Annotated in this window: 23 protein-coding genes; 14 read left to right on the plus strand and 9 right to left on the minus strand. The window is 66.2% G+C overall.

What is annotated here, in order from left to right:
- The 7 genes from FFS35_RS20295 to FFS35_RS08070 all read left to right on the plus strand — a co-directional run bounded on the left by FFS35_RS20295 (window position 1) and on the right by FFS35_RS08070 (window position 5,234).
- Window positions 1-885 (plus strand): alpha/beta hydrolase, encoded by an 885-nt coding sequence (locus FFS35_RS20295; protein ID WP_171007559.1) that lies wholly within the window; start codon window positions 1-3, stop codon window positions 883-885.
- Between the two features lie 46 nt (window positions 886-931).
- Window positions 932-2,017, plus strand: a complete 1,086-nt coding sequence (locus FFS35_RS20300; protein WP_171007560.1) for an L-dopachrome tautomerase-related protein — start codon at window positions 932-934, stop codon at window positions 2,015-2,017.
- A gap of 7 nt (window positions 2,018-2,024) precedes the next feature.
- Complete coding sequence (locus FFS35_RS08050) at window positions 2,025-3,107, plus strand: catalase family protein (RefSeq protein ID WP_137786592.1); 1,083 nt, start codon at window positions 2,025-2,027, stop codon at window positions 3,105-3,107.
- A gap of 160 nt (window positions 3,108-3,267) precedes the next feature.
- Window positions 3,268-3,603, plus strand: a complete 336-nt coding sequence (locus FFS35_RS08055) for a hypothetical protein (protein ID WP_137786593.1) — start codon at window positions 3,268-3,270, stop codon at window positions 3,601-3,603.
- A 15-nt stretch (window positions 3,604-3,618) separates the two neighbouring features.
- Window positions 3,619-3,864 (plus strand): hypothetical protein, encoded by a 246-nt coding sequence (locus FFS35_RS08060; RefSeq protein WP_137786594.1) that lies wholly within the window; start codon window positions 3,619-3,621, stop codon window positions 3,862-3,864.
- Window positions 3,865-4,188: 324 nt separating this feature from the next.
- On the plus strand, window positions 4,189-4,587 hold the full coding sequence (locus FFS35_RS08065) for a hypothetical protein (RefSeq protein WP_349290320.1): 399 nt from the start codon (window positions 4,189-4,191) through the stop codon (window positions 4,585-4,587).
- Window positions 4,588-4,610: 23 nt separating this feature from the next.
- Window positions 4,611-5,234, plus strand: a complete 624-nt coding sequence (locus FFS35_RS08070) for a methyltransferase domain-containing protein (protein ID WP_137786595.1) — start codon at window positions 4,611-4,613, stop codon at window positions 5,232-5,234.
- Window positions 5,235-5,236: 2 nt separating this feature from the next.
- Here the strand turns inward: FFS35_RS08070 and FFS35_RS08075 are convergent, their stop codons facing one another.
- The 3 genes from FFS35_RS08075 to FFS35_RS08085 are packed head-to-tail and all read right to left on the minus strand — an operon-like array spanning window position 5,237 to window position 6,404.
- Complete coding sequence (locus FFS35_RS08075; RefSeq protein ID WP_137786596.1) at window positions 5,237-5,422, minus strand: helix-hairpin-helix domain-containing protein; 186 nt, start codon at window positions 5,420-5,422, stop codon at window positions 5,237-5,239.
- On the minus strand, window positions 5,419-5,916 hold the full coding sequence (locus FFS35_RS08080) for a cupin domain-containing protein (protein ID WP_249341528.1): 498 nt from the start codon (window positions 5,914-5,916) through the stop codon (window positions 5,419-5,421). The genes FFS35_RS08075 and FFS35_RS08080 overlap by 4 nt, the downstream gene beginning before the upstream one ends.
- Entirely contained in the window at window positions 5,913-6,404 is a 492-nt protein-coding gene (locus FFS35_RS08085) for a nucleoside deaminase (protein ID WP_137786598.1), read from the minus strand. The genes FFS35_RS08080 and FFS35_RS08085 overlap by 4 nt, the downstream gene beginning before the upstream one ends.
- A gap of 139 nt (window positions 6,405-6,543) precedes the next feature.
- On the opposite strand from FFS35_RS08085, the gene FFS35_RS08090 reads away from it, so the two are divergent.
- The 7 genes from FFS35_RS08090 to FFS35_RS08125 all read left to right on the plus strand — a co-directional run bounded on the left by FFS35_RS08090 (window position 6,544) and on the right by FFS35_RS08125 (window position 14,473).
- Window positions 6,544-7,305, plus strand: coding sequence for a protein ImuA (locus FFS35_RS08090; protein WP_249341529.1), 762 nt, complete (start codon window positions 6,544-6,546; stop codon window positions 7,303-7,305).
- The gene (locus FFS35_RS08095) at window positions 7,223-9,016 is read left to right on the plus strand and encodes a DNA polymerase Y family protein (protein ID WP_137786599.1); all 1,794 of its coding nucleotides are present in this window, start codon (window positions 7,223-7,225) and stop codon (window positions 9,014-9,016) included. The genes FFS35_RS08090 and FFS35_RS08095 overlap by 83 nt, the downstream gene beginning before the upstream one ends.
- On the plus strand, window positions 9,016-12,285 hold the full coding sequence (locus tag FFS35_RS08100; protein ID WP_137786600.1) for an error-prone DNA polymerase: 3,270 nt from the start codon (window positions 9,016-9,018) through the stop codon (window positions 12,283-12,285). Before FFS35_RS08095 ends, FFS35_RS08100 begins: the two co-directional genes overlap by 1 nt.
- Window positions 12,286-12,288: 3 nt before the next feature.
- Window positions 12,289-12,564 (plus strand): hypothetical protein, encoded by a 276-nt coding sequence (locus FFS35_RS08105; protein WP_137786601.1) that lies wholly within the window; start codon window positions 12,289-12,291, stop codon window positions 12,562-12,564.
- Window positions 12,554-12,907, plus strand: coding sequence for a hypothetical protein (locus tag FFS35_RS08110; RefSeq protein ID WP_137786602.1), 354 nt, complete (start codon window positions 12,554-12,556; stop codon window positions 12,905-12,907). Before FFS35_RS08105 ends, FFS35_RS08110 begins: the two co-directional genes overlap by 11 nt.
- Before the next feature lie 12 nt (window positions 12,908-12,919).
- On the plus strand, window positions 12,920-13,546 hold the full coding sequence (locus FFS35_RS08115) for an SOS response-associated peptidase family protein (protein ID WP_137786603.1): 627 nt from the start codon (window positions 12,920-12,922) through the stop codon (window positions 13,544-13,546).
- Between the two features lie 666 nt (window positions 13,547-14,212).
- A complete protein-coding gene (locus FFS35_RS08125) occupies window positions 14,213-14,473 on the plus strand; it encodes a hypothetical protein (RefSeq protein WP_137786604.1) in 261 nt (86 codons plus the stop codon).
- Between the two features lie 3 nt (window positions 14,474-14,476).
- On the opposite strand, the gene FFS35_RS08130 is transcribed toward FFS35_RS08125, so the two are convergent.
- The 6 genes from FFS35_RS08130 to traU form a co-directional block, all read right to left on the minus strand.
- Complete coding sequence (locus FFS35_RS08130) at window positions 14,477-17,212, minus strand: conjugal transfer protein TraG N-terminal domain-containing protein (protein WP_137786605.1); 2,736 nt, start codon at window positions 17,210-17,212, stop codon at window positions 14,477-14,479.
- A 17-nt stretch (window positions 17,213-17,229) separates the two neighbouring features.
- Entirely contained in the window at window positions 17,230-18,579 is a 1,350-nt protein-coding gene (locus tag FFS35_RS08135; protein ID WP_137786662.1) for a conjugal transfer protein TraH, read from the minus strand.
- A 181-nt stretch (window positions 18,580-18,760) separates the two neighbouring features.
- Complete coding sequence (locus tag FFS35_RS08140) at window positions 18,761-19,582, minus strand: conjugal transfer protein TraF (protein WP_096614195.1); 822 nt, start codon at window positions 19,580-19,582, stop codon at window positions 18,761-18,763.
- Window positions 19,579-21,297, minus strand: a complete 1,719-nt coding sequence (locus tag FFS35_RS08145; protein WP_096614203.1) for a conjugal transfer protein TraN — start codon at window positions 21,295-21,297, stop codon at window positions 19,579-19,581. The genes FFS35_RS08140 and FFS35_RS08145 overlap by 4 nt, the downstream gene beginning before the upstream one ends.
- Window positions 21,298-21,314: 17 nt before the next feature.
- Window positions 21,315-22,028: a type-F conjugative transfer system pilin assembly protein TrbC gene (gene trbC / locus FFS35_RS08150; RefSeq protein ID WP_245857933.1), complete on the minus strand. Its 714-nt coding sequence runs from the start codon at window positions 22,026-22,028 to the stop codon at window positions 21,315-21,317.
- A gap of 38 nt (window positions 22,029-22,066) precedes the next feature.
- Window positions 22,067-23,077, minus strand: coding sequence for a conjugal transfer pilus assembly protein TraU (gene traU / locus FFS35_RS08155; protein WP_096614201.1), 1,011 nt, complete (start codon window positions 23,075-23,077; stop codon window positions 22,067-22,069).
- Between the last annotated feature and the right edge of the window lie 30 nt (window positions 23,078-23,107).

Below are 23,107 nucleotides of genomic sequence, written 5' to 3' on the forward strand. Positions count from 1 at the left end.
ATGCCGACGATCACTGCGGGCGACCTCGACTTCGCCTGTTCGCTCCTCGGGCCGGACGACGGTGCGCCCGTCCTGCTGCTCCACGGCTGGCCGGACGACGCCTCGACGTGGGACGCGGTCGCGCCAGTGATCGCTGCCACGGGACGACGGGTGATCGTGCCGACGCTTCGCGGCTTCGGCGACACCCGGTTCCGCGAGGCGGAGGTGCCGCGCACCGGCAACAGCGCGATTCACGCGACGGACATGATCGCCTTGCTGGACGCACTGGGCGTCGAGCGGCTGGCCGTGATCGGCCATGACTGGGGTTCGAACATCGCCGAGGCGCTGGCGGTCGGCTGGCTCGAACGGGTCGAGCGGATCGCGATGCTCGCCACGCCGCCGCGGATCGGCGGCATGCCGACACCGGCATTCCACCAGGCGCAGCTCTACTGGTATCACTGGTTCATGGCGACCGAGCGTGGAGCGCAGGCGGTCCGCGCCGACCCGCATGGCTTCGCGCATATCCACTGGCAGAACTGGGCACCGCCGGGCTGGTTTGACGAGACGACGTTCCGCAAGGTCGCGCGCTCGTTCAACAATCCCGACTGGGTCGACGTTACACTCCACAGCTACAGGTCGCGCTGGGAGAACGCCGCTCCGGACCCGCGCAGCGAGTGGCTCGAGACGAAGATCAAGGCAATGACCAAGCTCTCACTCCCGACCCTGTTCATCAAGGGCCATGTCGACGGAGTCACCGCGCAGGACAGCTTCGCCAAGGTGCCGGCCAAGTTCGACGGACCTTTCGAGATGGTGGGTCTGCCCAGCGTCGGTCATTTTCCGCAGCGTGAGGCTCCAGCGGAGGTGGCCGACCTGCTGGTCGCGTTCCTCGACGGCACGCGGCCATGATCCCTTCCTGCCGCCAGCGGCGAACCACAATGAGGAGAGAGACTGCATGAAACTGCTCGCACTGCTGGCCAGCGTTGCCGGCGTCGCGGTGGCCGTGCCCGCCTTCGGACAATCCCTGACACCCGTCGCTACCTTCGACCATCAGGTGACCGGAGTTGCCGTGAGCGCGGACGGTCGCCGCTTCGTCAACTTTCCCCGCTGGACGGAGGACGCGCCGATCTCGGTGGCCGAAGTCGCGCGGGACGGCTCCCTCAAGGCGTACCCGGACGCGCGCTGGAACGAGTGGCGCAACGCGCGCGCGGGCGAGCTGCCGGTCAACGACCATTTCGTCTGCGTGCAATCGGTCGTGCCCGACGGGCAGGGCAACCTCTGGGTGGTCGACGCCGGTGCGCCCGGCAACGAGAAGATCCTGGAGGGCGCACCCAAGCTGGTGAAGATCAGCCTCGCGACCAACCAGGTCACCAAGGTGATCGCCATACCGGGCGACGTCGCGTTGCAGGGTACCTACCTGAACGACATCCGCTTCTCGCCCGACGGCGGCACCGCCTACATCACCGACAGCGGCACGCGCGGTGCTATCATCATCGTCGACCTGGCGAGTGGGCGGTCGTGGCGCGCTCTCGATGGCAGCCCGACCACGCAGGTCGACAAGACGGTCAAGGTCATGCTCGACGGCAAGCCTCTGCGGCGACCCGACGGTCGCCAACCGATGTTCGCCGCCGACGGCATCGCCATCTCGAACGACGGCCGGACGCTCTACTGGCAGGCGCTGACCGGGCAGACGCTCTACTCGATCGACACAGGCCTGCTGCGCCAGGAGATCGGCGAAAAGGAGCGGCAGCTCGCGGTCAGGACGGTCGCGCGCACCCAGGTGACCGACGGCATCTGGATGAGCAAGGCAGGCACGCTCTACCTGACCTCGCCGACCGACTATTCGGTCAAGCGGCTGAACGGCGCCATCGTGGAGACGGTTCTGACCGACCGCCGGCTGCGCTGGCCCGACACCATGGCCGAGGGCGCGGACGGTACGCTCTACGTGACCGCCAGCCACATCCAGGACTCGATGTGGTTTAAGCCCGGCGCGCCGCCCGCGCTCAGGACCGAGCTCTTCTCCTTCAAACCGACGCGCTGAGGTGCCGATGACCTATCTTAACTACCGTCTCGAGATCGAGCAGCCCGAGGCAGGCGAGCAGGAGACGATAGACGGCATCATCCGCGGCATGACGCAGCAGAGCGAAACGGTGGAGCAGCGCGAGCATCACGCCGTGCGCGCAAGCCATGCCAAGTCGAGCGCGCTGGTCATGGGTATGCTGGAGATTCCCGCTGACCTGCCGCCCGAACTGGCGCAGGGGCTGTTCGCCACCCCCGGGACCCATCCGGTAGCTGTCCGCTTCGCACAGGGTCCTGGTGAGACGCTCGGTGACCGTGTCTCCACCCATCGCGGCATGGCGATCAAGGTCTATGACGTGCCCGGCGAGAAACTGCCCGAGCACAATACCGAGACGCAGGACTTCGTGCTGGCGACCGGCACCACCTTCCCGTCCGGCACCGCCAAGGGCTTCCTCCGCGACGGCACGGTGATCGGCAAATCGTCCGCTCTCCCAGAGGGAGCCAAGAGCGCGGTTTCGTCGGCCGCGCGCAACTTCAATCGCCTGTTGCACGCGGTCGGCACTGAAAGCCCGATGGCCGACTTCTTCGGTCATCCGTTCAGCCATCCGCTCGCCGATCCGTACTTTAGCCAGGCGCCGATCCGCTTCGGCGATCATGTCGCCAAGCTCGGCGCCTTCCCGGCGACGCCGGCCCAGGCCGCGCTCAAGGACTGGCGGCTCGACCCGAAAGAGGACGAGGACGGCTTCCGCCATGCCGCGACCGCCTTCTTCCGCGACAATGAGGTCGTCTTCGAACTGCGGGCGCAGCTCTGGACTGATGCCGACAGGCAGCCGATCGAGGACGCGTCTGTGGACTGGCCAGTGACGGAGAGTCCCTACCGCACGGTCGCTACGATCCGTCTGCCGGCGCAGGACGCCTACAGCGCCGCGCGCCAGCGCTACTTCGACGAGGAGATGACCTTCCGTCCGGCAAACAGCCTGCTTGCGCACCGGCCGCTCGGATCGGTGATGCGGGCGCGGCTGCAAGTCTACCGCGCGCTCGCCGCATTCCGGCAGCACGAGAACGGAGTGACGCCGGCCCGCCAGGCGGACATCGCCGAGGTGCCGGCATAAGCAACTACAGTAGTCCGGCACGCCTCGCCGGTGCCGTCGCGGGCGGATTGATCGCCGGACTGGACATCACCGCCATGCCGATGGCGGGTGAGAGCAAGAGCGGCTGCCATCCGAACTGGCCGACCTCGAAGGGACCGGCGCCGAGCGCGTCGGACTGGCCTTGCCCGCTGCCGACACCGTCTCTGACGCGCGCGAGCAGGCGATCATACAGGGCGGTCACCTGGCCCTGTCGGCGGTCGCGGGCGCCGGCTACGCGACGGCGGTCGACGAGGACGCAGCCCTTACGGCGGTCGACGAGGACGCACCCATTCTGGCAAGTGGGATCGGCTTCAGCCTCGCCTTCTACGCGGTCGCCCACTGGATCGTTGGACCGTTGCTCGGGCTCAAGCAGCCCGAGTGGCGGTCGGATGTGAAAACGATTGCCATGCACACGCTGAACCATGTCGGTTTCGGCCTCGTTACCGCACTCGGCGCCCGCGCCTCATTTAGGATCTGATCGGAGTACGATCCCGTGAAGGCCGTCTACTTCCCTGCCTTCCGGGACCTCGACGAAGCTTGGTGGGACCGGTGTATCGCGCCCGAGTTCGTCCGGCATGATCCCAATCTCGACTTCGAGGTGCGCCGCCCCGGCGGCGTCCGCAAGCTCGGTGCGATGATGCTCGCCGGCTTGTCCGGGATCGGTTTCGCCGGCGCCGTCCGCGTGACCTATTCGCTTCCGATAGCAGCGGGCTCTGCTTCACCAAGTCCACTTGGTTGACCCTCGTGCGTTGCGGTCCGACTGAATGGCAGCGTACCGTGATGGCGGCTTGATAGCGGTCGAGCAACCCGCCACCAGCGTTCTGACGTACTGGCTCGCGGACTACGGGCTGCAGACAGCGCAACAAACGATAGGCAAATCGAAGTGTTGCTGATCTCTGGCCCTGATCTTGGCGATCGGCGGCTTCCGTCAGATCCGGACGTTCGGACCAATACACGTGAACGGCAATATCTGATCGAGACCAGTCGGAGCGTCGCAGCGGCGGCTCAGCGCACACCTGCTAAAGCCCCGGAACGTCGCGGTCGTAAGAGCGTCATCTACAGCATGATGTCGACCCCGACCGATATGACAAGCGTTGTCGATCAGCCGCTGGCACAACATGCACGAACTGCTGCATCTGTCGGAGAGCGAGATGCCATCACCGGCATCTTTCCTCCGGTCACGCCAGACGGTCGCTACATCGTCGCGCGCGGCCGGCTGTGGCGCCGCGCCAACCCGGCACTTGGTAATGCGCGGCGGACGGCACTCATCGCTGAACTGATGGGCGCTCGTAGCGCTGTCGGCGCCGCGCTCCGCAGCCAAGATTCTATAGCGCTCTTGGCAGCCCGTGGCCGGGTTCACGCAGTGAAGGTTGCGCTGGGCGATCGCGGCTCGGTGTGGTGGACCGATGGTGCGCCCGACCAGAACCATCGCCTGGCGCGGAACACCAGTTACAACGATTGATACGCGAGCCTGGAGCGAGACGCATGACCGATGCCGAAGCACTGGGCTTACCATCTGGGGCGTTCGCCAAGGGTGACGGCACGGCTGATCTCGACTTCTACGCGCCCGCCCGACTGGTCACGCATATCGACGAGGAGGCCATTAGGGCCTTGGCCGCGTTCTATGCATCGCAGCTGTACGCAGGTGATCGCGTGCTGGACCTCATGTCGAGTTGGGTCAGCCACCTTCCCGATGATCTCGCAGTCGAGGTGGTCGGCCATGGCATGAACGCCGAGGAGCTGGCGGCCAATCCGCGCCTCCAGCGATGGTTCGTCCAGGATCTCAACCTGGACACCCGCCTGCCCGAGCCTGATCAATCGCTCGACGCGGTGCTGGTGTGCGTGGGCGTGCAATATCTGCAGCATCCGCTGGCTGTCTTCCGCGAGATCAAGCGCCTTCTCGTGCCAGGTGGCCGAGCCATCGCCAGCTTCTCTAACCGCTGCTTTCCGACCAAGGCAGTGGCGATCTGGCGCGCTCTCGACATGAACGGCCAGGCAGCGTTGATCAGGCTCTACCTCGACCGGGCCGGCTTCCAGGACGTCGAGGCGCATCTTCTCGCCGACGGCGCAGCAGGCGATCCCTTGGTCGCTGTTGTCGGACGAGCCTGAGGTCAGCCGAAGTTGATTGCGCCCTCGAGCCCGACGACGTTTCCGGCCATGCCGGGAACCTCTTCAAGCTGTCGGAGTGCCTCGAACCTTCCGCGGTCCTCACGGTAGCGGACAATCTCGAAGCCGTGGCCTTTCAGCTGCGGGACCGCGTCGATCTCCGCTGCCGAAGCCGTGTTGATGTCGATCATGGCCTTGCGCCCCAATGCCTCATCAGCGCACCTCCCGCACCCTCGACCGGATCGGCCCGGGGCAGTGGGACGGCCGCAATACGCGCAAGCGCCGCCTCGTCCGGAGCCTCGCGGCAAATGTCCCAATCCTGATCCTGCGGATAGGCACCAACCAGAAGGAAGTCGCCACTGGCCTTGATCCGGCAATGGCCCGTCCCAGCCGGCAGGACGAGCAGATCACCTGCCGCGACGTGAACCTGTCGACCGCCTTCGCCACCCAGCATCAGTTCAGCCGAACCGCTTGTGCACGCGAGCGCCTCGTGCGCGGTCGAATGATAGTGATGATAGGGATAGACGCCGTCGCGCCAGTCTGGCCGCCATCCATTCTGACACAGCCTTGCCTCGATCGCGTCAGGATCCCCGACCGGCACGACATTTCGCCAGACCAGCACCGGCAGTTCGCTGTTCGGTACCCAGCCGTTAGGTTCAAACGCCCATATCTCCGGCTCGCTCACAGGTTCGCCTGCTCGTCGGTAGAGAGATCTGCATCGGGCGGATAGTAGAGCGCGGCGCATTCCTCACGCAAACACCCGCCTTCGATCACGATATCGTCGCGATACGCGTCCGCGATGAACGACAACGTGTCGACATGCTTCGTTTCGAAGTACATCGCATGGACATCGTCTCGGCCGGCACCGTAGACTACGCGGCCGACCTTCGACCAGATCGATGCCATCGTGCACATGCCGCAGGGTTGCAGCGTCGAGTAGAGGGTTGCGCCCCGCAGCTCCATGTCGCCCGTACCCTCACAGGCCCGACGGATGGCCATCATCTCGGCATGCGCGGTAGCATCAGGCAGTTCCTCGGTCTGGTTGCGCTCACCTGCAATCTCACGGCCAGCAAGGACGATCACCGAGCCGAGCGGCGAGTTCGATGGGTCCGATCCTTTAGAGCGCGCGATCTCGATCGCGCGGCGCATCCAGCGTTCGTCGTCCTGGTTCATGCCGGGCTGAACGCCGCAAGACGGATCCCGGTCCGCCCCTCGCCCTTAGCACTGTGCTCAGGGCTGATGCTGAATCCGAACCTTGACCCGCGCCGCCGATGGCGGGAACATAAAGGGAACGCATGAGTCGATTCTGCCGATGCCTGACGCCGTTACCCGATCCGAGCTTCTATCGCACCAGCGGGACACGATCGCAGACGCGCGTCCGCGTACCACCGCAGCCGTTCCGTTTCTGCTGGACGAGATCGATACCCGCCTTGCCGACGGCGGACTGGACGGCGCGGCCCTGCACGAAACGGCACCCGCCTCTCCGTCTCTCAACGACGAGGCGGCGACGACCCTCTTCACCGCAGGGATTGCCGCCCGGCTTGCGGCAACCGCCGGTTCGCGCGTGCTCTGGGTGGTCAGCCGGTTCGATCTGTACGCCCCCGGTCTCGAGCAGGCGGGACTGCCTCCCGGCCACATCATCTTCGCGGAAGGCCGCGAGGATCGTGACGTGCTGGCGCTGATGGAGGACGGCCTGCGGCAAGGCGGCCTTGCGGCTGTCATCGGCGAGGTTCGGCGCGCCGACATGACCGCAAGCCGGCGTCTTCAGCTCGCCGCCGATGCGGGCAGGACCCCCGCCTTCCTGTCCCGGCGCTGGCGCAAGCAGGGCGTCTGCCCTTTGAGCGAACTCTCCGCGGCGACCACACGCTGGCGGCTGAGCTGCGCTCCGTCCGGCAAGCTTCCCGCCCCCGGCGTCGGCCGGGCTCGCTGGATTGTCGAGCTTGTCCGACAGCGGAACGGCAATCCTTTCTCTCTCCTGGTCGAGGCATGCGATGACACGGGTCGCCTCGCTCTACCTGCCGGCGCTCAGCATCGAGCGGCTCCGGCGGTCAGAGCGACCGCGCGCGCAGCCTGAGGCGCGTGCCACCCCATCCCTGCCCGTCGACGATGACCCTGGCGCCTGCTCGGTGCCACGGGGCGGTCACTGGCGTCCGGGCGCACGCTGGGCGCGTGGCGAAGACCCTGCTCGCGCGGCGATCGCTGCAGAAGCAGGTCGCCTGGCGCTTCACCAGCAACCGACCATGCGCGAGCTTGGGCGGCGATCGGAAGCCGCGGAGCATCCGTTCAGAGGCCGACAGCACACGCCGCTCGCCGCCGCCCCGACGCCATCGCGGCGGGAAGAACCGGCGGCAGCCCCGCTGATCCTCGCAAGCCAGGTCGGCAACAGGCAGTTGATCGCGGCATCGTGTCCGGCCGCACGCGCGCTTGGCCTCGCGCCCGGCATGCCGGTCACTCAGGCGCGCGCGCTTGTTCCAGATCTCGACATCCGTCCGGCCGATTCCGAAGCCGATCAGCAGTTCCTAGAACAGTTCGTCCTTCACGCGAGCCGGCACTGGACACCGACTGCGGCAGTGAGCGGCCCGGACGGGCTATGGCTCGAGCTGACGGGCGTCACGCACCTTCACGGCGGCGAGAAGCGCTTCTGCGAACGCGTGATCAGCTTCTGCCGTCGCCTCCGTCTCACCGCGCGCATCGCAGTGGCAGCGACGCCGGGTGCGGCGCACGCGTTGGCACGGTTCGGTGAGGGTCCCGTCACGCGGATCGAGGTTGGCGATGAGGCCCAGGCGCTCGCAGCCTTACCGCTCGCCAGCCTGCGGCTTGCGCCCGAGGCGCTCGCCGCCGCAACCCGCTTCGGCCTGGAACGGGTCGGAGACCTTCTTCCGCTGCCGCGCGGGCCGCTCGCACGACGGCTGGGGCTCGCCAGTATTCGACGGCTCGACGAGGCGCTCGGACGTCTTGCCGAGCCGATCGTACCGGTGGTGCCCGAAGAGGCACCGGTCGCGACGCTACGACTGCTGGAACCGATCGCCACGGCGGACGCGATTGAGCAGGTGATCGCCGACCTGCTCGGAATGATCGTCGCGCAGCTTCGGGATCGTGGAGCCGGCGCACGATCGCTCGTCCTGCTGCTCGACAGGATCGACGGGAGCGAGCAGCGGCTCGGCGTCGGCACGGTCCGCGCCACCCGCGATCCCGTCCATCTCGCCCACCTCTTCCACCTCCGCATCGAACGCATCGATCCCGGTGGCGGCATCGAGACGATGCGGCTGGTCGCGACCCGGATCGAACCGCTGGATGCAACGCCGGTCGGCGGCATTCTCGCCGGAGATGCTGGCACTGCCGATCTCGCCACGCTCGTCGACCAACTGGCCGGCCGTGCGGGCGCCGAGGCACTCTTCACGATCGGATCGATCGAGAGCGACGTGCCTGAGCGCGCCACCGTCCGCTCGCACCCCCTCGACACACCGCCGGGATGGCCGGCCTGGAAGCGCCCGGTGAAGCTGCTGCGCCGGCCTGAGCCGCTGACCAACGTCATAGCGCTTCTTCCCGATCATCCTCCCCGCCGGTTCACCTGGCGCGGGTCGGTGCACGCGGTCGTGGCAGGGGACGGTCCGGAGCGCATCCACGGCGAGTGGTGGCGCCGCGATGGCGAGGTCTGGGCGGTCCGGGACTATTTCCGCGTCGAAGACGAGAGCGGTGCCCGCTTCTGGCTGTTCCGACGCGGCGACGGCGTGGACGACACGACCGGCGACCTCAGCTGGTACCTGCACGGGCTGTTCGGCTGATGGCTCCGGCAAACTATGTCGAGCTCCAGGTAACGAGCCACTTCTCGTTTCTGCGCGGTGCCTCGTCGCCGGACGAACTGTTCGCGGCCGGCGCCCTGCTCGGGCACAAGGCCTTGGGTGTTGCCGATCTTGGCAGTGTCGCTGGCGTCGTGCGCGCCTGGGAGGCGCAGAAGGCGACCGGCGTCCGCCTGATCGCCGGCAGCCGCGTCAATCTGGACGATGGTCGCTCGCTGCTCCTCTACCCCACGGACCGCGCCGCCTGGTCGCGCCTGAGCCGGCTGCTGACGCTCGGCAAGTCCCGCGCGGGCAAAGGCGGCTGCGCACTTGGCTGGAGCGATGTCGTAACTTGGAGCGAGGGGCTGATCGCCATCCTGCTCCCCGACCTGCCGGGGCAAGTCACCGCTGATCACCTGGCAGAGCTGCGGGCGATCTTCGGCCAACGAGGCTATTGTTCGCTGGCCTTCCGGCGGCGCCCCGACGACGCGATGCGTTTGCACGAGCTTGCATCGCAGGCAGCGGCAGCCGGCGTGCGCGCGGTGGCGACCGGCGACGTGCTGTACCATGCACCCGAGGCCCGGCTCCTGCAGGACGTCGTCACCGCGATTCGCGAAAAGTGCACGGTCGATACGCTCGGACACCGCCGCGAGCGTCATGCCGACCGGCACCTCAAGTCTCCCGACGAGATGGCGCGACGGTTCGCCGCCTTTCCCGACGCGATCGCGGCCACCGAGGCGATCGCGCGCGCCTGCACCTTCGACCTTGGCGAGCTCAGCTACCAGTATCCGCACGAGGAAGTGGTGAAGGGCCTCACGGCTCAAGGAGCGCTGGAGCAGCTCACCCGCGAGGCCGCCGAGCGCATGTTCCCGGACGGCGTGCCGCTCCCCTACCAGAAGCAGATCGCGCACGAGCTGAGACTGGTCGGCGAGCTCGGCTACGCACCCTATTTCCTGACCGTGAACAGCATCGTCGCCGAGAGCCGGCGGCGGGGCATCCTCTGCCAGGGGCGCGGCTCGGCGGCGAACAGCTGCGTCTGCTTCGTGCTCGGCGTCACCTCGATCGACCCGATCAAGCATGAGCTCCTGTTCGAGCGCTTCGTGAGCGGTGAGCGGCGTGAGCCGCCCGATATCGATGTCGACTTCGAGCATGAGCGGCGCGAGGAGATCATCCAGTGGATCTATGAGACATATGGGCGGACCCGTTCGGCGCTGACCGCCGTCGTTACCCGCTACCGCGCGCGCGGCGCGGTGCGCGAGGTCGGCAAGGCGCTCGGTCTGCCCGAGGACCTGACCAAGGCGCTCGCCGGTCTCGTCTGGGGATGGAGCCAGGAAGGCGTCGGCGAGAAACAGGTCAACGAGCTTGGGCTCAACCTGGAGGACCGTCGCCTGCGGCTGGCGCTCGATCTTGCCCGCAAGCTGATCGGCGTGCCTCGTCACCTCTCGCAGCATCCCGGCGGCTTCGTGCTGACCCACGAGCGGCTCGACGACCTCGTCCCGATCGAGCCCGCCGCGATGGTCGACCGGCAGGTCATCGAGTGGGACAAGGATGATATCGACGCCCTCAAGTTCATGAAGGTCGATGTGCTGGGCCTGGGCATGCTCGGCTGCATGAACCGCGCCTTCAACCTGCTGGACGAGGCGAAGGGCGTTCGCGTCGGCATGGCCGACCTGCAGGACGACGACCCTGACGTCTATGCCATGATCCAGAAGGCCGACACGCTCGGCGTCTTCCAGATCGAGAGCCGCGCACAGATGTCGATGCTGCCGCGCATGAAGCCGCAACGCTTCTACGATCTCGTGATCGAGGTCGCGATCGTCAGGCCCGGTCCCATCCAGGGCGACATGGTTCATCCCTATCTGCGCCGGCGCGAGGGCATCGAGAAGCCGGATTACCCACGTCCTGAACTCCGCGCCGTTCTCGAGAAGACGCTCGGGGTCCCGCTCTTCCAGGAGCAGGCCATGAAGGTCGCGATCGTGGGAGCCGGGTTCACCCCGTCGGAGGCCGATCAGCTTCGCCGCGCCATGGCAACCTTCAAGTTCACCGGCGGGGTCAGCCATTTCTACGACAAGCTCGTGGAGGGCATGGTCGCCCGCGGCTACCCGCGCGATTTCGCCGAGCGCACCTTCAAGCAGATCGAGGGCTTCGGCTCCTACGGCTTTCCCGAGAGCCACGCCGCCTCGTTCGCGAAGATCGCCTACGCCTCCTGCTGGATGAAGCATCATCATCCGGACGTCTTCTGCGCAGCCCTGCTCAATGCGCAGCCGATGGGCTTCTACGCGCCTGCTCAGGTGGTCCGCGACGCGCGCGAGCATGGCGTGGAGGTCCGCCCGGCCTGCATCAACGCCAGCCGGTGGGACTGTACGCTGGAACCGGGACGCGGTCGTTATCTGGCTGTCCGCCTGGGGCTCCGCCAGGTTCGCGGCCTGGCCAATGTGCACGGTGCTGCGATCGTCGCTGCCCGCGGCGAGGCGCCGTTCCAGTCGGTCGAGGAGGTCTGGCGACGGGCGGGCGTGCCCCGCGCTGCGATCGAACGATTGGCCGAGGCGGACGCGTTCCAGGTGCTGGGTGAAGATCGGCGCCAGGGCCTGTGGAAAGTGCGCGGGCTCGGAGAGGCTCCCCTCCCCCTCTTCGCGGCTGCCGATGCCCGAGAGGCGGCATTCAGCCCGGAGGGCCTTGAGCCGCTGGTCCCGCTCAAGCCGATGTCGGATGGTCGCGAGGTGGTTGAGGACTACCGCGCGCTCCAGCTTTCGCTGCGCGCCCATCCCCTCGCCTTTCTACGCGACGATCTCGCCCGTCGCGGACTCGTTCGCTGCGCCGATCTCGCCCGCATCAAGGATGGCCGCCATGTCGAGGTCGCCGGCATCATTCTCGTCCGCCAGAAGCCGGGATCCGCCAAGGGCGTGCTGTTCATCACCATCGAAGATGAGTCCGGGATTGCGAACGGCATTCTCTGGCCCGACCGCTTCGAGGCGCAGCGCCGCACCGTCATGTCGGCGGCGATGATCGGCATGAAGGGTCGCGTCCAGAAAGAGGGCGAGGTCATCCACGTCATCTGCGACCGCATCATCGACTATGGCGATCTGCTCGCGAAGGTCGGCCAGATGGACTTCCCGCATTCGACGGGACGCGGTGACGGGGCCCGCCACGCCGGTGCGCCCGATCGCGGCGATGCAGGGTGGCGCCCTGGTCCGCGCGACAGCTACCGGCCACCGCATGCCGCCGGCATGGATCCCGAGGAGGTCGTGCGGGTCAAGACGCGCGACTTTCGGTAAGCCGTGGCGTCGCTGCCGCGCCACCAGCGCGTGATCATCTCGCTGTCGCTCCACATCCTGCGGTCCGCCATGGTGCGATCGGGCGAGATGCGGGTCGATGTCGTCGAAGTCCGGCTCGCGCTCCGCTGCCTGCTCCACCACTGTCCGGAGCGCTGGCCACTCGAGCTCTTCTGGGATGCGGCCAAACAGGACAACGAGATCGGCCGGGCGCAGGGCACGACCGCCGCGTTCAACGGCATCGTCCGGCAGCTACGCCTGGCAGGTCGCCATGAGGACTGAGGCCGACGCACCGCTATCGGATGATGCCGTGGACCATGTCGGGCGACGACTGCGGACACTCGAGCAGTGTGCGCTGCATCGCCGGACCTTTCGCGTGACCTGCCCGGCCTGCGGTCACGTCCGCCGGCTCGACGCAGTTCCCCTATGGTGGCTGTTCGTGAAGCGCGGCTGGGATGATGGTCTGCCCCAGGCGCTTCGCCGGCTCTGCTGCCAGCTCTGTCGGGAACGTGGTCGGGTCGTTCGGCCACAGTTCGTCGTCACCCGCGAACAACCGGAAGGGCCGCAGCCGCCCTATCCCGATCGACACGAATGGAAGAGGGTTGTCTCGCGCTATCGCTCGTGATCGGATGGGCGCATGTGCAACCTGTACAACCTCAAGGTCGAACGCTGGGAGTATCTGGAATATTTCCAGGCCGGCAACGATGCACGCAACGAGCTCGAGGTCACCAAGACCTACGCCGCGCCCGGCAAGCCAGGTTACGTCGTGCGGATCGAAGATGGGAAGCGCGTGCTCAGCACCATGAAGTGGGGCTTTCCCACCCGCAAGCCGCGGAAACGACCGGCGCGCGAAGGCGAGATGCCCTTCCTGCACGACTGGTGGACGAATTGCCGCAATCTATCGAGCAACATGTGGCGACCCTGGCTGCTCAAGCCCGAGCATCGCTGCCTCGTGCCGTTCTCGCGCTTCGCAGAGCCGAAGGCGGTCGCCGATCGGAGCGGGCCGGGTGATACGAACTGGTGGTTCACCGTCTCAGACCAACCCGAACCCTGCTTCGCTGGTGTCTGGAAGGTCGATCAGGACCATGACCGGGTCTACGCCTTCTGCACGACCGAGCCGAACGCGCTGGTTGCACCCAAGCACCCAAAGGCCATGCCAGTGATCCTTATGGCAGAGGATCATGATCGATGGCTTCGTGCACCTGCAGAAGAAGCCCTGCCGCTTGTGTCGGCCTACCCCTCGCAGCTCATGAGCGTAGCGTAGCGTAGCGGCGCAGGCCGTCGCGGAACGATCGAGACGACCTGGCTCGACAGCGTTCGCGTCGCGAAGCGCGCTTGGCCCGAGCTTTCGAGCCATCGCCTGAACGTCCCAGCAACTTCCTCGGTGTTCGGCATAAACACCACGATGCCCTCAGCGATGCACGAGCAGCCGGCATGGTCATCGTGCGCGCGATCGAGCACACTGGTATCGATCTCGCGGGATGGCTGCGACCTGCAAACCCTCGCAGTGGCCCAGCTCCCACACCCGCGCCTGAGGGCTCTCTCAAAGGCCATAAGGTCGCCTTACTGGGTGCACCGCGCGATAGCCTCCTCGCACACCGGCTCGCTGGGCAAGGCGCGCGAGTAGTCGCGTCTGTCGGCACAACGACGACGATGCTCGTGATCAGCAAAGACCAGCCCTACGGTCGTTTTGTCCATGCCAGTCCCGCTTACCGAAAGGCCGAGGAGCTTCGGCAGCTTGGATCCAAGTTGAAGATTGTCGCCGAGCACGAGCTGTTCGTATCAGGGATCGCCTAGCCTAGCGATCGTGGTACCAAAATGTGAAATCGCCCGCGACTGGGGCGCCGTAGATTTGGGAAGCCGTCAAGCGGACCTTGGAGGGAAGCAGGCGCGGTAGGTTTGCACCTGCCTACCTCAAAGGGGTGGAAATATGACAATCGCGCGAGCATACTTTCCTGGCATGTCCGACCCGATCAATGACTCGCTGAGCCAATCGGCTAAGGGTGAGGCTGAATGGCAACGCCGCCCGGCTACGCGCGACGGAACAACCTATTCCGGACTCGATCCTGGAATGCTCAACAGGGAAACGCGCGCTGGCTTCAAGCCTTCCGGTAAACACCCGATTAGTAAGGTGTGGCTCATTGCATTTGCAATCTCAATGCTACTCATCGTGATTTATCTTCTGACGTAAAGTTCACTTTCGCTTACCCCACTCTCGCGTCTCCTTCGCGCCGTCTCGATCCACCTCGACAGCGTCAAGGTTTGTGGAACTCGCAACAGAGGCTTGCTTGCGGTCGACGGTAGACTGCCCTGTTACCAACGCTTCGGCTACATCATACCGAATATCAAGGCCCGGCAACGCAGGCGCTTCTGGAGCACTCTGTTGCGCCTTTGCTACCGATCTTGGATACGCATGCGGACGATCCAGACCACTGTCGTCGACGACCAGGGCTCGCTCTTCAGCCTCTGAGCGGATGCGATCGCCAGCATTCTTGATATATCGGCTGATCAGAAGATCTCTTTCTGCCGCCACGTTGGTATCTGAGCTTGACCAGTCTGCAGCATTGGCTGGGTCAAACCTTTGGTACACGAGAGACGTTGAGGCGATCTCTTCACGAGCAAACCTGAGAAAAGCGTCGCTTGTATTAAGTGCGCCGGTAGCACCGTTCGAGGAGCTGCTGGACCAGCGCTGCTCGATCCGATCTGCCGTTTCGAAGTAACGACGGGCTTCTCGACTCTGAGTGTGAGCGGTGGTCGCAGCCGAGCTAATTCCGGAAGCATTGCTCGCTACGTCTGATCGCGTTGATGTGACGGCTGACCGCTCGAACGCGTCGCGCGTGTGCGACCAGCCTCGATCAGATGACCACGAGGTAAGTGCGTCGGCAATCCGGCTAGCGTCTTTGCTGACCGCTGCGACATCCGTGGAACTCCACCGCTTTGAAGCTCCGGCGGACGCTCCCGCCGAGCCCCCTATCCGCGCGATACCGACCGAGCCGCCGACACTGCCTTCTATGCCAACCGACCCGGTTATGAACTTTTCGGCAGCGATCGTGTCCGCCACCTCGGCCCGAAGGCCGAAGCGGTTCTGCAGCATCTCCGATGCACGATCCACTTCGTTGAAACTTTCGCTAATCGCCGCGCGATCGTCACTGCCATAGCTATTCGATATAGATCGATCATTGCTCACAGCGTGCCGGAACTCTTGAAAGCGGGTCACCGCGTTCGAAGTGCTCTGAACCGCTTGGTTGGACAGCGTTTCTCCACGGCTCCTCGTCTCAGACGCGACCTTCGCGGCCTCCGCAGCAACGGATTGCGTGACCTGCGGCGCGAACGGCAACCGCGAGACAGGGACGTCCAGTAGCTGATTGCCGGCAAAGCTGGTCGCTACCGTGCCGGTGTCGTTGAAAGCACGGGTCTGGGCTGCCCCATAGGTAAAGCTCGGCGCCTGGTTCCACTGATCGTGCTGGCGGGTCTGCACCGTCTGATTGTCGAAGCTGGAGTTCCCTAGCGCGATGTTGCCGGTGGAGGCTTCTCGCGCCGCCTCCTCGGCCGCGTTCTGCGAGGGGTTCAGATAGCTGGTCGCCTGGCTCGAGATCGCCATCGCACCGCGTGCGATACCTCCGGCGAGGAAGGGTATCGAGGCGACCAGATACCCGGCGAGCAGGCCGACGTCGCTGTTCGCCTCTGACATGCCCGTGAAGCTGGCCATGGTGAGACCGGAGCCCCCGCCTGCTCCAGTTACCTCGCCTGCTCCTTTGAACATCATCACCATATGGAGGATGACGTAGAGCGGTCCCCAGGCCGCCAAATAGAAGAAGCCGGTCAGGTAGCCCTTAAGCGCATAGGGTCCGCTTCGCGGCATGAGGAACAAGGGGAAGAGCACCGGGAAGAGAGCGTAGAAGATCACCGTCAGCACGATGTTGAGGATGGGCACCCACTTCATCGCCGCGTGCGCAATCGAGCCGTAGGTGCGCTCGGTCTGGATGTCAGCGCGCGTCTGCGCGTAGACGTCCACGCTTCCTGTTCCGCTCGTGCCGGCGGCGCCGTGCATGGCCTGCTGCATGGCGTTGATCGTGAGCGTCTGGCGCAGGATCTCGCTCGCGGAAGCGGACACGCCGGTAAGATAGCGATAGGCGACCGGCAGGTCGGCAAAGAGCTTGGCCCGGGCGAGGTCCGCCGTCTGCTTGGGGTAGAGCTGCCGCCCGAACACGCGACCGAGATCATCGACCATGCCGTTCCACTGACCGCTAAGCGTCGCATACGCCTCGCGGCAGGTGTGGATGGTCGACGTGACCGCGCCGGATCTGTCGCGCGTCAGGAACCGCTGTGCACGCGCCTGGCTGCCGGGCGCGATTGCGGTCCAGAGATCGGGTGCTTGCGCCAGCGTCTCCATCGAGTAGCGCCCGAGCAGTACGTCATAGAAGACGCATTGCTTGAAATGCTCGTCGAGATTGGCGGCGAACTCGGGATCGTTGATTCTGAGGCTGCGGGTCGCTTCGAACAGGCGCGAGCCGTAGATCATGCCGTTACCGCTATAGTCGAGGTCGCCGGGCAGGCCGAACACCAGCTCGGACGAGCGGACGAGATAGTCGCCGACCTGACTGGTGAAGCTCGCCATCATGGCCAGCCCGAGCGGCACGTTGGCGACCTGCGCCGGTGCCAGGCTCGGGTTGATGCGATCGGTGACGTGCACGTCAAGCCGCGGCACCATCAGCACCATGTACATGAGCGTCGCCTGCAGGAACCAGTGGAGCCAGGCCTTCCAGTCGAGGCTGAACGCGACGATCAGGACCGAGTAGGCCAGTCCCATCACCAGCACGACCTGCAGGAGGCTCTTGTAGCCCCCGGCCCCGGTCCAGGCGGCAACGGCGTTGAGGACGTTGACGATGTACTCGCCACCCCCGATCGTGAAGAGCTCGACCGTGCCCATGCTCTGATTACCCTGGCTTAGTTGAGGCCGCGCGCGGCGACGCCGCGCGACCAGTCGAGCGAGGCCGCCATTCCCGGCGACATCGAGTTGGCGAGCACGTTCTCCAGAAACTGCGTCTTCTGGATGATCGCCATGATGGCGGACACGCGGGCCTGCGTCGTCTGCTGGCGATCGGCCAATGTGGTCCGCGCCGTGTTGATCTGCGCCGTCCAGGTCGCGAGCTTCGCCTCGTCTGCGGCGATGAAGGTCGCCTTGGACTTGCCGACCTCGCTCACCAGCTGATCTAGGATCGCGTAGAGCAGATCGATCGAGGCGATCTCCGCCAGGGTCGAGCGGTCGTCGGTCGAGAGGCCACGCGCATAGGCGGCCTGGACCGTCAGGATCTTGTAGAGTGGGATCGACGAGATCTGGAGCAGCTCCTTCTGCTCAGGACTGATCGCCGTGTCGGTGCGGATGGCCTCGACCATGCCGTCGATCAACGCCGTTACCCGTGGCCGCAGCGCCTTCGCGGTGGGCACCGACAGCGGGCTCAGAGCGGGGTTGAGGCACTGCTCCTCGGTATCGCAATGATAGACCTGCACCCCGCCCGCCGACGTCCCGTCAAGAAGGGCGGTGACCAACGTGGAGGTCGTGTCGCCGGTCAGCGGCTGGAAGCGGCCGGCGTCACTGTCGGTCGGAGGCACGTATATGATCGTGCCGACCATCGTCATCACATACTCGGCGAGGTCGCGATCGAAGCTGCCGCTGGCGTTGAAGAACTTCGACCCGCGGAGCACGTGCCAGGTGTAGTTGCGTGGCACCGCACTGTTCACCGCATCCCACTTGGACGGGTCGGCGCCGTTGATCGTCGAGCTCCGCTCGCCCTTGCTGCCACAGCCATGCTTGGCGGCGGCATAGTCGGAGAAGATGCCGTCGGAGTTGCCGATGGCCTCGCAGATCGCCTTGTCCGCGAGATCGCCCTTCGGCCACACCGACCCGACCAGCGCCTGCGCCGCCTCGCAGCTCGTGATGTTGAGGTTGTTCATGAGCTGCGCCTTCTGGGCGAACTCGTCCATGACCTTCGAGCACTCCGGGCAAACGGTGTCGATCGCGAGCTTGAAGGCGAAGCCGACCGCATTGTTCGCGACCGCCTTCAGCATGGCGACGATCTCGCTGGAGTTGATGAAGCTGAAGCTGCCCGCGAACAGGTCGATGCCACCGCAGCCTGCCCTCGCCGACGGCAGCTGCAGGTTGGCGAGATTGGTCGTCTTCTGCGGGAAGCGCGTCCACACGTTGCCGAGGCTGTAATATCCTGCGGACTGGCCCTGGAACGCGCTGGGACCCGTCACATTGGCTGCGCCGCCGGCCTCGGCCACGAACTTGTCCATCGCCCCACCCACATCGGCTGCCGCCGGCGTAGTCGGCAGCACAAGTGGGACGACAGCGCCCGCAAGCCCGGCCGCGCAGCCGGCGGTCGCGAGGCCGCGAGCAGCGCGGCCGATCGCCACGCGGGCGCGCGCCAGGAGGGAGCAGGCGAGCGCGCGCAGGCGCTCGGAACGGCGCGTCTGGTCAGTAGTCACTGCCGGCCTTTCGCTGGGTCAGGAGGAAGATGCGCTCCATCAGCTCGTCGGCAGCGATGATGCCGTAGCCGATAGGAATGGCGGTGTGGGTGGCGCTGTCGAACAGGACGATCGCGGGGGTGACCTTGGCGGTCAGCCCCATCGCCTGGCGCTGGTTCGTCTCGACGGAGTAGCGCGGGAAGGTCTCCGACGGGCCACCATCCGTCGAGATCGCACGGACCGTCAGGTGGTGCGTGTCGGCGACCGCCTTCACGATCGGCGACATCACCCGGCAGGCACCGCAGCTCTGCGCGAAGAAGTAGAAGAGCCCATAGCGTGCGCCAAGCCGATCGAGTGCCTGGTCGCGCTCGGATTTACGGGCATCCGACCATTGCTGCTTGGCCACCGTGCCGACCGGTCGCTGTAGCGTGTAGTCGAGGTCAGGCGTCTGCCAGAGCGCGCGCTGCCACACGTCGCCGAACAGCGAGGCGCGATCGAGCTGCGCCCGCTGGAAGCGGATGTAGGCGGTGACGTTCTCGGGAGTAGGCTTAAGGATTGCGCGCGCCTTCAGTTCGCGCAGCTCCGCGGTGACCTCCTCGAGCTGCTCCGCGGACGACTTGGCGGGCGGCGGCGGCGGGGTGGCGCTGGGCTCCTCCGCCCGTGGCCGATCGCAGTAGAACCAGGTGCCGAGCTTGCGATCCTGACAGTAGAAGCGATCGCCAGCCTGCACCGAACGAGTCTGATCTGCCCCAGTCTGGGCCTCCGCCGGCACGAGCATCAGCACGGTCGAGGCGATTGCGAGCAGCCGACCACAGAAGTATGGCGCGCTCATCGACCGCCTCCGTTCACGGCATAATAGTCCGCGATCTTGCGCTGCATCGTCTCGACGGTGCCGAGCTCCTCGGGCAGCTTCGCCGCGTCCTGGAACTCGGCATAGACCTCCGAGAAGTCCATGCGGCTGAGATCAAGCCGGGCGAACTCGTCGATGGTGAAGCCTTTGCAGCTCTCCTTCTTGGCGCTCGCCCACGGCTTGTTGATCTGGGGGCGCCCCTGCTCCTGCAGGATACGGCTCAGCTTGGACTCGAAGCAGCAATAAGCCTTCTTCTTGGTGACGCAGATGCCGAACACGCTGTCGGAGCAGTAGCTGCCGACATAGTGACAGAGACCCTGAGCATCGCGCTGGTGCAGCAGCACCTCTTCTCGGTCGCAGCCGAGCGTGACCAACAGCTGCGAATAGGGGATGAGCGGGAAGGCCTTGCCGGCACAGCAGTTGAGGATGCCGAAGACCTTGGAATGGCAGGTCTCCCGCTCGCCCTTGAACAGCGTCAGGTTCGCCGGGTCGAACTCCTTGCCGGCCTGTGAAGCGGCGTTCAGCGCGACGGCGGCGTCCTTGAACTCACCGTTGGGCTGGCGATCGATCGTCTCGCACTCGCCGTTAATGCAGTAGATGTCGCCATCGCAGACATATTGCTTCTCGGGCGCAGGGCCGCCGGGCACGCTGCAGGTGTAGATCCGCTCGCGCGTAGGGCACGGCACCTCGTCGGTCAGGCACTCCTCGCGCGCGAACCGGCAATCCTTGTTGGCCTCAAGCGCGTCGCAGTTCTGCGCCGGCACGGCCTTGTGGCACTCATAGCTGCGCGTCCAAGCCCAGCAGGGTTTGGTCACCGACACGCCGTCGATCACTCGAGTTACCGGATCGCTGGAGGTGCAGGTCTCGGCGGTGCTGGTGCAGCTCGCATCGCCCGCCAAGCCTGCGCAGCCGCTCTCATCGCGCCGTTCGCTGACGCTGCTGCGGACCTCCGTCCCCTTCAGCGTGCCGCCCGCAACCTCGCTATCGCAGAGCAGCTCCGCGACCGGTTCGCCGGGCTCGGTGCAATATCGGTAGGGCGGACGGCCGCCCCCTTGGAGGCAGCGCCCCTCGTGCGAGCCTGTCCGCTGGCAGGACGCCTGCTCGAAGAGGCTGCAATCGTCGACCCGGTTGAAGCCCGCATTGAAGTCGCTGCACCAATAGCGATAGCCGGTGGTGCGCGTCACCGAGACACTCAGCGGGATGGTGCAGCTGGCGGTGCGCTGCTCGAGCGCAACGCCGTCGTTGCAGGTCGCCTCGTAGGTGCCGTCAACGCCGCTCGAAGGCGGCAGCTCACGGCAGCTGCCCTGCCCGCCGCCGACGCTCATGCCGCTGACATAGGTCTTTGGATCATCCGAGATCGTGCGACCTCGCGCGATCGTCGCCTCGATGTCCTCGACGGCGATGCGCGGCCGCTGATCGAGCGAAGACCTGACGGTTGCATAAGCCTGGTTGGTCGAGGCGGCGGACGCGGCCTGACCGGCAATGGCGTCGGGATCGTCGAAGAGGGTCGACTGGCTGGGCGTGCCGCCGAAGCCGGGAACGCGCTCGGCCGTCGGCGCGGTCTTGGCGGCGGTCTGCGCCTTGCCGATCACATCCGAGCCGAACGCCTTGCCCTCGGCACGCGCCGCTTCGGTCTGGCTCTGGCCGGCCGCGCCGCTGCCGAGGCCGACCGCGAAGAAGGCGAGTGCCAGCGCCACGCTGGTGCGCGCGCGGGTCACTGCACGTCCCCGAGCCGGGCGCGATAGACCGCCGAAACGCGCGCAGCGGGTCCACCGCCCCCCGCGAACCTGTCGAGCGCGTAGGCGAGGCTGACATTGCCGGCCATGCGGTCGTGCGGCGGAAGCGCGGTACGGCAGTCGAAGCCGTCGCAAAGGTCGAAGTCGGTAGCAGTCACGACGTAAGCGGGCACCGCTTCGATGCCGAAGGCGCGGAAGAGGCGCGGATCGATGCCGACCGGCGCCTTGACCTCGCCGGTGGGCAGCACCTTGGCGAGCGCCGTCGTGAAGGTCCGTGCGGAGTTGCCCGGCATGCCGCGGAACACGATCACGCCGCCCGCTCGACCGACACCGGCGATCATCGCCTTGAGCGAGGCCGCCGGCATCGACAGGCTGGCGAAGGCGACGAGGCGCGGCGCGTCTTCCGGGGCCATCTGTTTGGCGGACGCGGCGACCATTCCGTCGAAGTCGAAGGTCGCTGCAGGATCAGCAGGTGACGATTTCGACGCGTAACGTGCGGATGCGGCGCGAGCCGACGCGGCGCTTGCCGCCGCCTCCTGGCGCAGCGCCTCACCACGGCGCGCGACCACCTTGGTCAGCGCCTCGGCTTCCTGCGGCGACAGCTTGGCGCGGGCACGGACCTTGGCGAGGTCGAGGCCATCGACGGTCTGGGCGCCCGTCGAGGTGCCGAGGCCGAGCAGCAGGCCGGCCACCGCCGCCGTGCCGATGACAAGGGGAAGACGCCGCCGCATCACAGCACGCAGCAGTTGCGTTTGCGCCAGACGAGATAGCCCATATCTTCTCCGATCGCTGGGTAGACCTGGCCGGCGGACATGAAGGTCGTCGATGCGCCGATCGGCGCGCAGGCGTAGCGACCGCCGGTCTGTGGATTGGGATTGGTGGCCTGGAAGCGATATTGCTGCTTCCGCATCACCGGCATCAGGTAGCTGCCGCACAGCCCCTTGCTGCCCATCGTGCCCCAGGCGACGAGCTCGCGGTGCAGCTTGTAGGCGAAGCGGGCAAGCGCGAGCCGCGAGGCCTGCACATGACCGATCGAGGCGGCGACATTGCCGTTGAGCGGGTACATCGTGCCCTGGCAGCCGGCGCACCAGAAGAGCGGGTCGGTCGGCAGCCTGGCGCTCGCGGCGATGCAGTCGGCCGCGCACGCCGCGAGCGCCAGCGGATTGGCGAACAGCACCGCCTCGGGGTTGATGATCGCGGTGAGCTCGGAGTCCTGCCAGAGCGGATCAACCTCGGTAATGTAGAGGATGTCGATTCCGCCGGTCTCGAGGCAGAGGAAGTCCGCCACGATGTTCATCCAGTAGATGAGCGGATAGGCGTACCAGTGGACATGCCAGCCGCTGGTGTTCTGGGCCTTGCCGCCGACAGCGCTCGGCCCGGCCATGGTCTTGAAGCCGATGTCGAACCCCGGATCGAGCTTGAGCCCGCCGAGATTGACGAAGCACCACGGCTTCATGCTGACGTCGGCCAGCCGCACCGGCTCCCAGAAGCCCATGGCGATTCCGACCCGCAGACCGCAGGCGCAGACCGGCAGAGTGGGATTATCGGTGTCGGGACGACCGGCGAGCGAGGGCCAGATATTGAGGCCGCCGACCGACATCGGGAACAGGCAGCTCCAGCACACATCGGTGATGGGATTGACGAAGCGACCGGTGCACCGCCCCGGCGTTCCCTCGGCGCGAGCCGGCGACGCGAGCGTGAGCCCGAGGATCGCCAGGAGCGCGGCCAGGCCCGCCAGCATCAGGCGCAGCCGACGCCGGACGAGGCTCCG

This window comes from Sphingomonas sp. 3P27F8 (assembly GCF_005502745.1).
In the GTDB taxonomy this organism is placed as follows: Bacteria; Pseudomonadota; Alphaproteobacteria; order Sphingomonadales; family Sphingomonadaceae; genus Sphingomonas.

Bases quoted from the DNA above. Each gene is read 5' to 3' on its own strand.
- FFS35_RS20295 (WP_171007559.1), top strand. From the start codon at position 1: ATGCCGACGATCACTGCGGGCGACCTCGACTTCGCCTGTTCGCTCCTC.
- FFS35_RS20300 (WP_171007560.1), top strand. From the start codon at position 932: ATGAAACTGCTCGCACTGCTGGCCAGCGTTGCCGGCGTCGCGGTGGCC.
- FFS35_RS08050 (WP_137786592.1), top strand. From the start codon at position 2,025: ATGACCTATCTTAACTACCGTCTCGAGATCGAGCAGCCCGAGGCAGGC.
- FFS35_RS08065 (WP_349290320.1), top strand. From the start codon at position 4,189: ATGATGTCGACCCCGACCGATATGACAAGCGTTGTCGATCAGCCGCTG.
- FFS35_RS08070 (WP_137786595.1), top strand. From the start codon at position 4,611: ATGACCGATGCCGAAGCACTGGGCTTACCATCTGGGGCGTTCGCCAAG.
- FFS35_RS08075 (WP_137786596.1), bottom strand. From the start codon at position 5,422: ATGATCGACATCAACACGGCTTCGGCAGCGGAGATCGACGCGGTCCCG.
- FFS35_RS08085 (WP_137786598.1), bottom strand. From the start codon at position 6,404: ATGAACCAGGACGACGAACGCTGGATGCGCCGCGCGATCGAGATCGCG.
- FFS35_RS08090 (WP_249341529.1), top strand. From the start codon at position 6,544: ATGCCTGACGCCGTTACCCGATCCGAGCTTCTATCGCACCAGCGGGAC.
- FFS35_RS08095 (WP_137786599.1), top strand. From the start codon at position 7,223: ATGACACGGGTCGCCTCGCTCTACCTGCCGGCGCTCAGCATCGAGCGG.
- FFS35_RS08100 (WP_137786600.1), top strand. From the start codon at position 9,016: ATGGCTCCGGCAAACTATGTCGAGCTCCAGGTAACGAGCCACTTCTCG.
- FFS35_RS08110 (WP_137786602.1), top strand. From the start codon at position 12,554: ATGAGGACTGAGGCCGACGCACCGCTATCGGATGATGCCGTGGACCAT.
- FFS35_RS08115 (WP_137786603.1), top strand. From the start codon at position 12,920: ATGTGCAACCTGTACAACCTCAAGGTCGAACGCTGGGAGTATCTGGAA.
- FFS35_RS08125 (WP_137786604.1), top strand. From the start codon at position 14,213: ATGACAATCGCGCGAGCATACTTTCCTGGCATGTCCGACCCGATCAAT.
- FFS35_RS08130 (WP_137786605.1), bottom strand. From the start codon at position 17,212: ATGGGCACGGTCGAGCTCTTCACGATCGGGGGTGGCGAGTACATCGTC.
- FFS35_RS08135 (WP_137786662.1), bottom strand. From the start codon at position 18,579: ATGGACAAGTTCGTGGCCGAGGCCGGCGGCGCAGCCAATGTGACGGGT.
- FFS35_RS08140 (WP_096614195.1), bottom strand. From the start codon at position 19,582: ATGAGCGCGCCATACTTCTGTGGTCGGCTGCTCGCAATCGCCTCGACC.
- traU (WP_096614201.1), bottom strand. From the start codon at position 23,077: ATGCTGGCGGGCCTGGCCGCGCTCCTGGCGATCCTCGGGCTCACGCTC.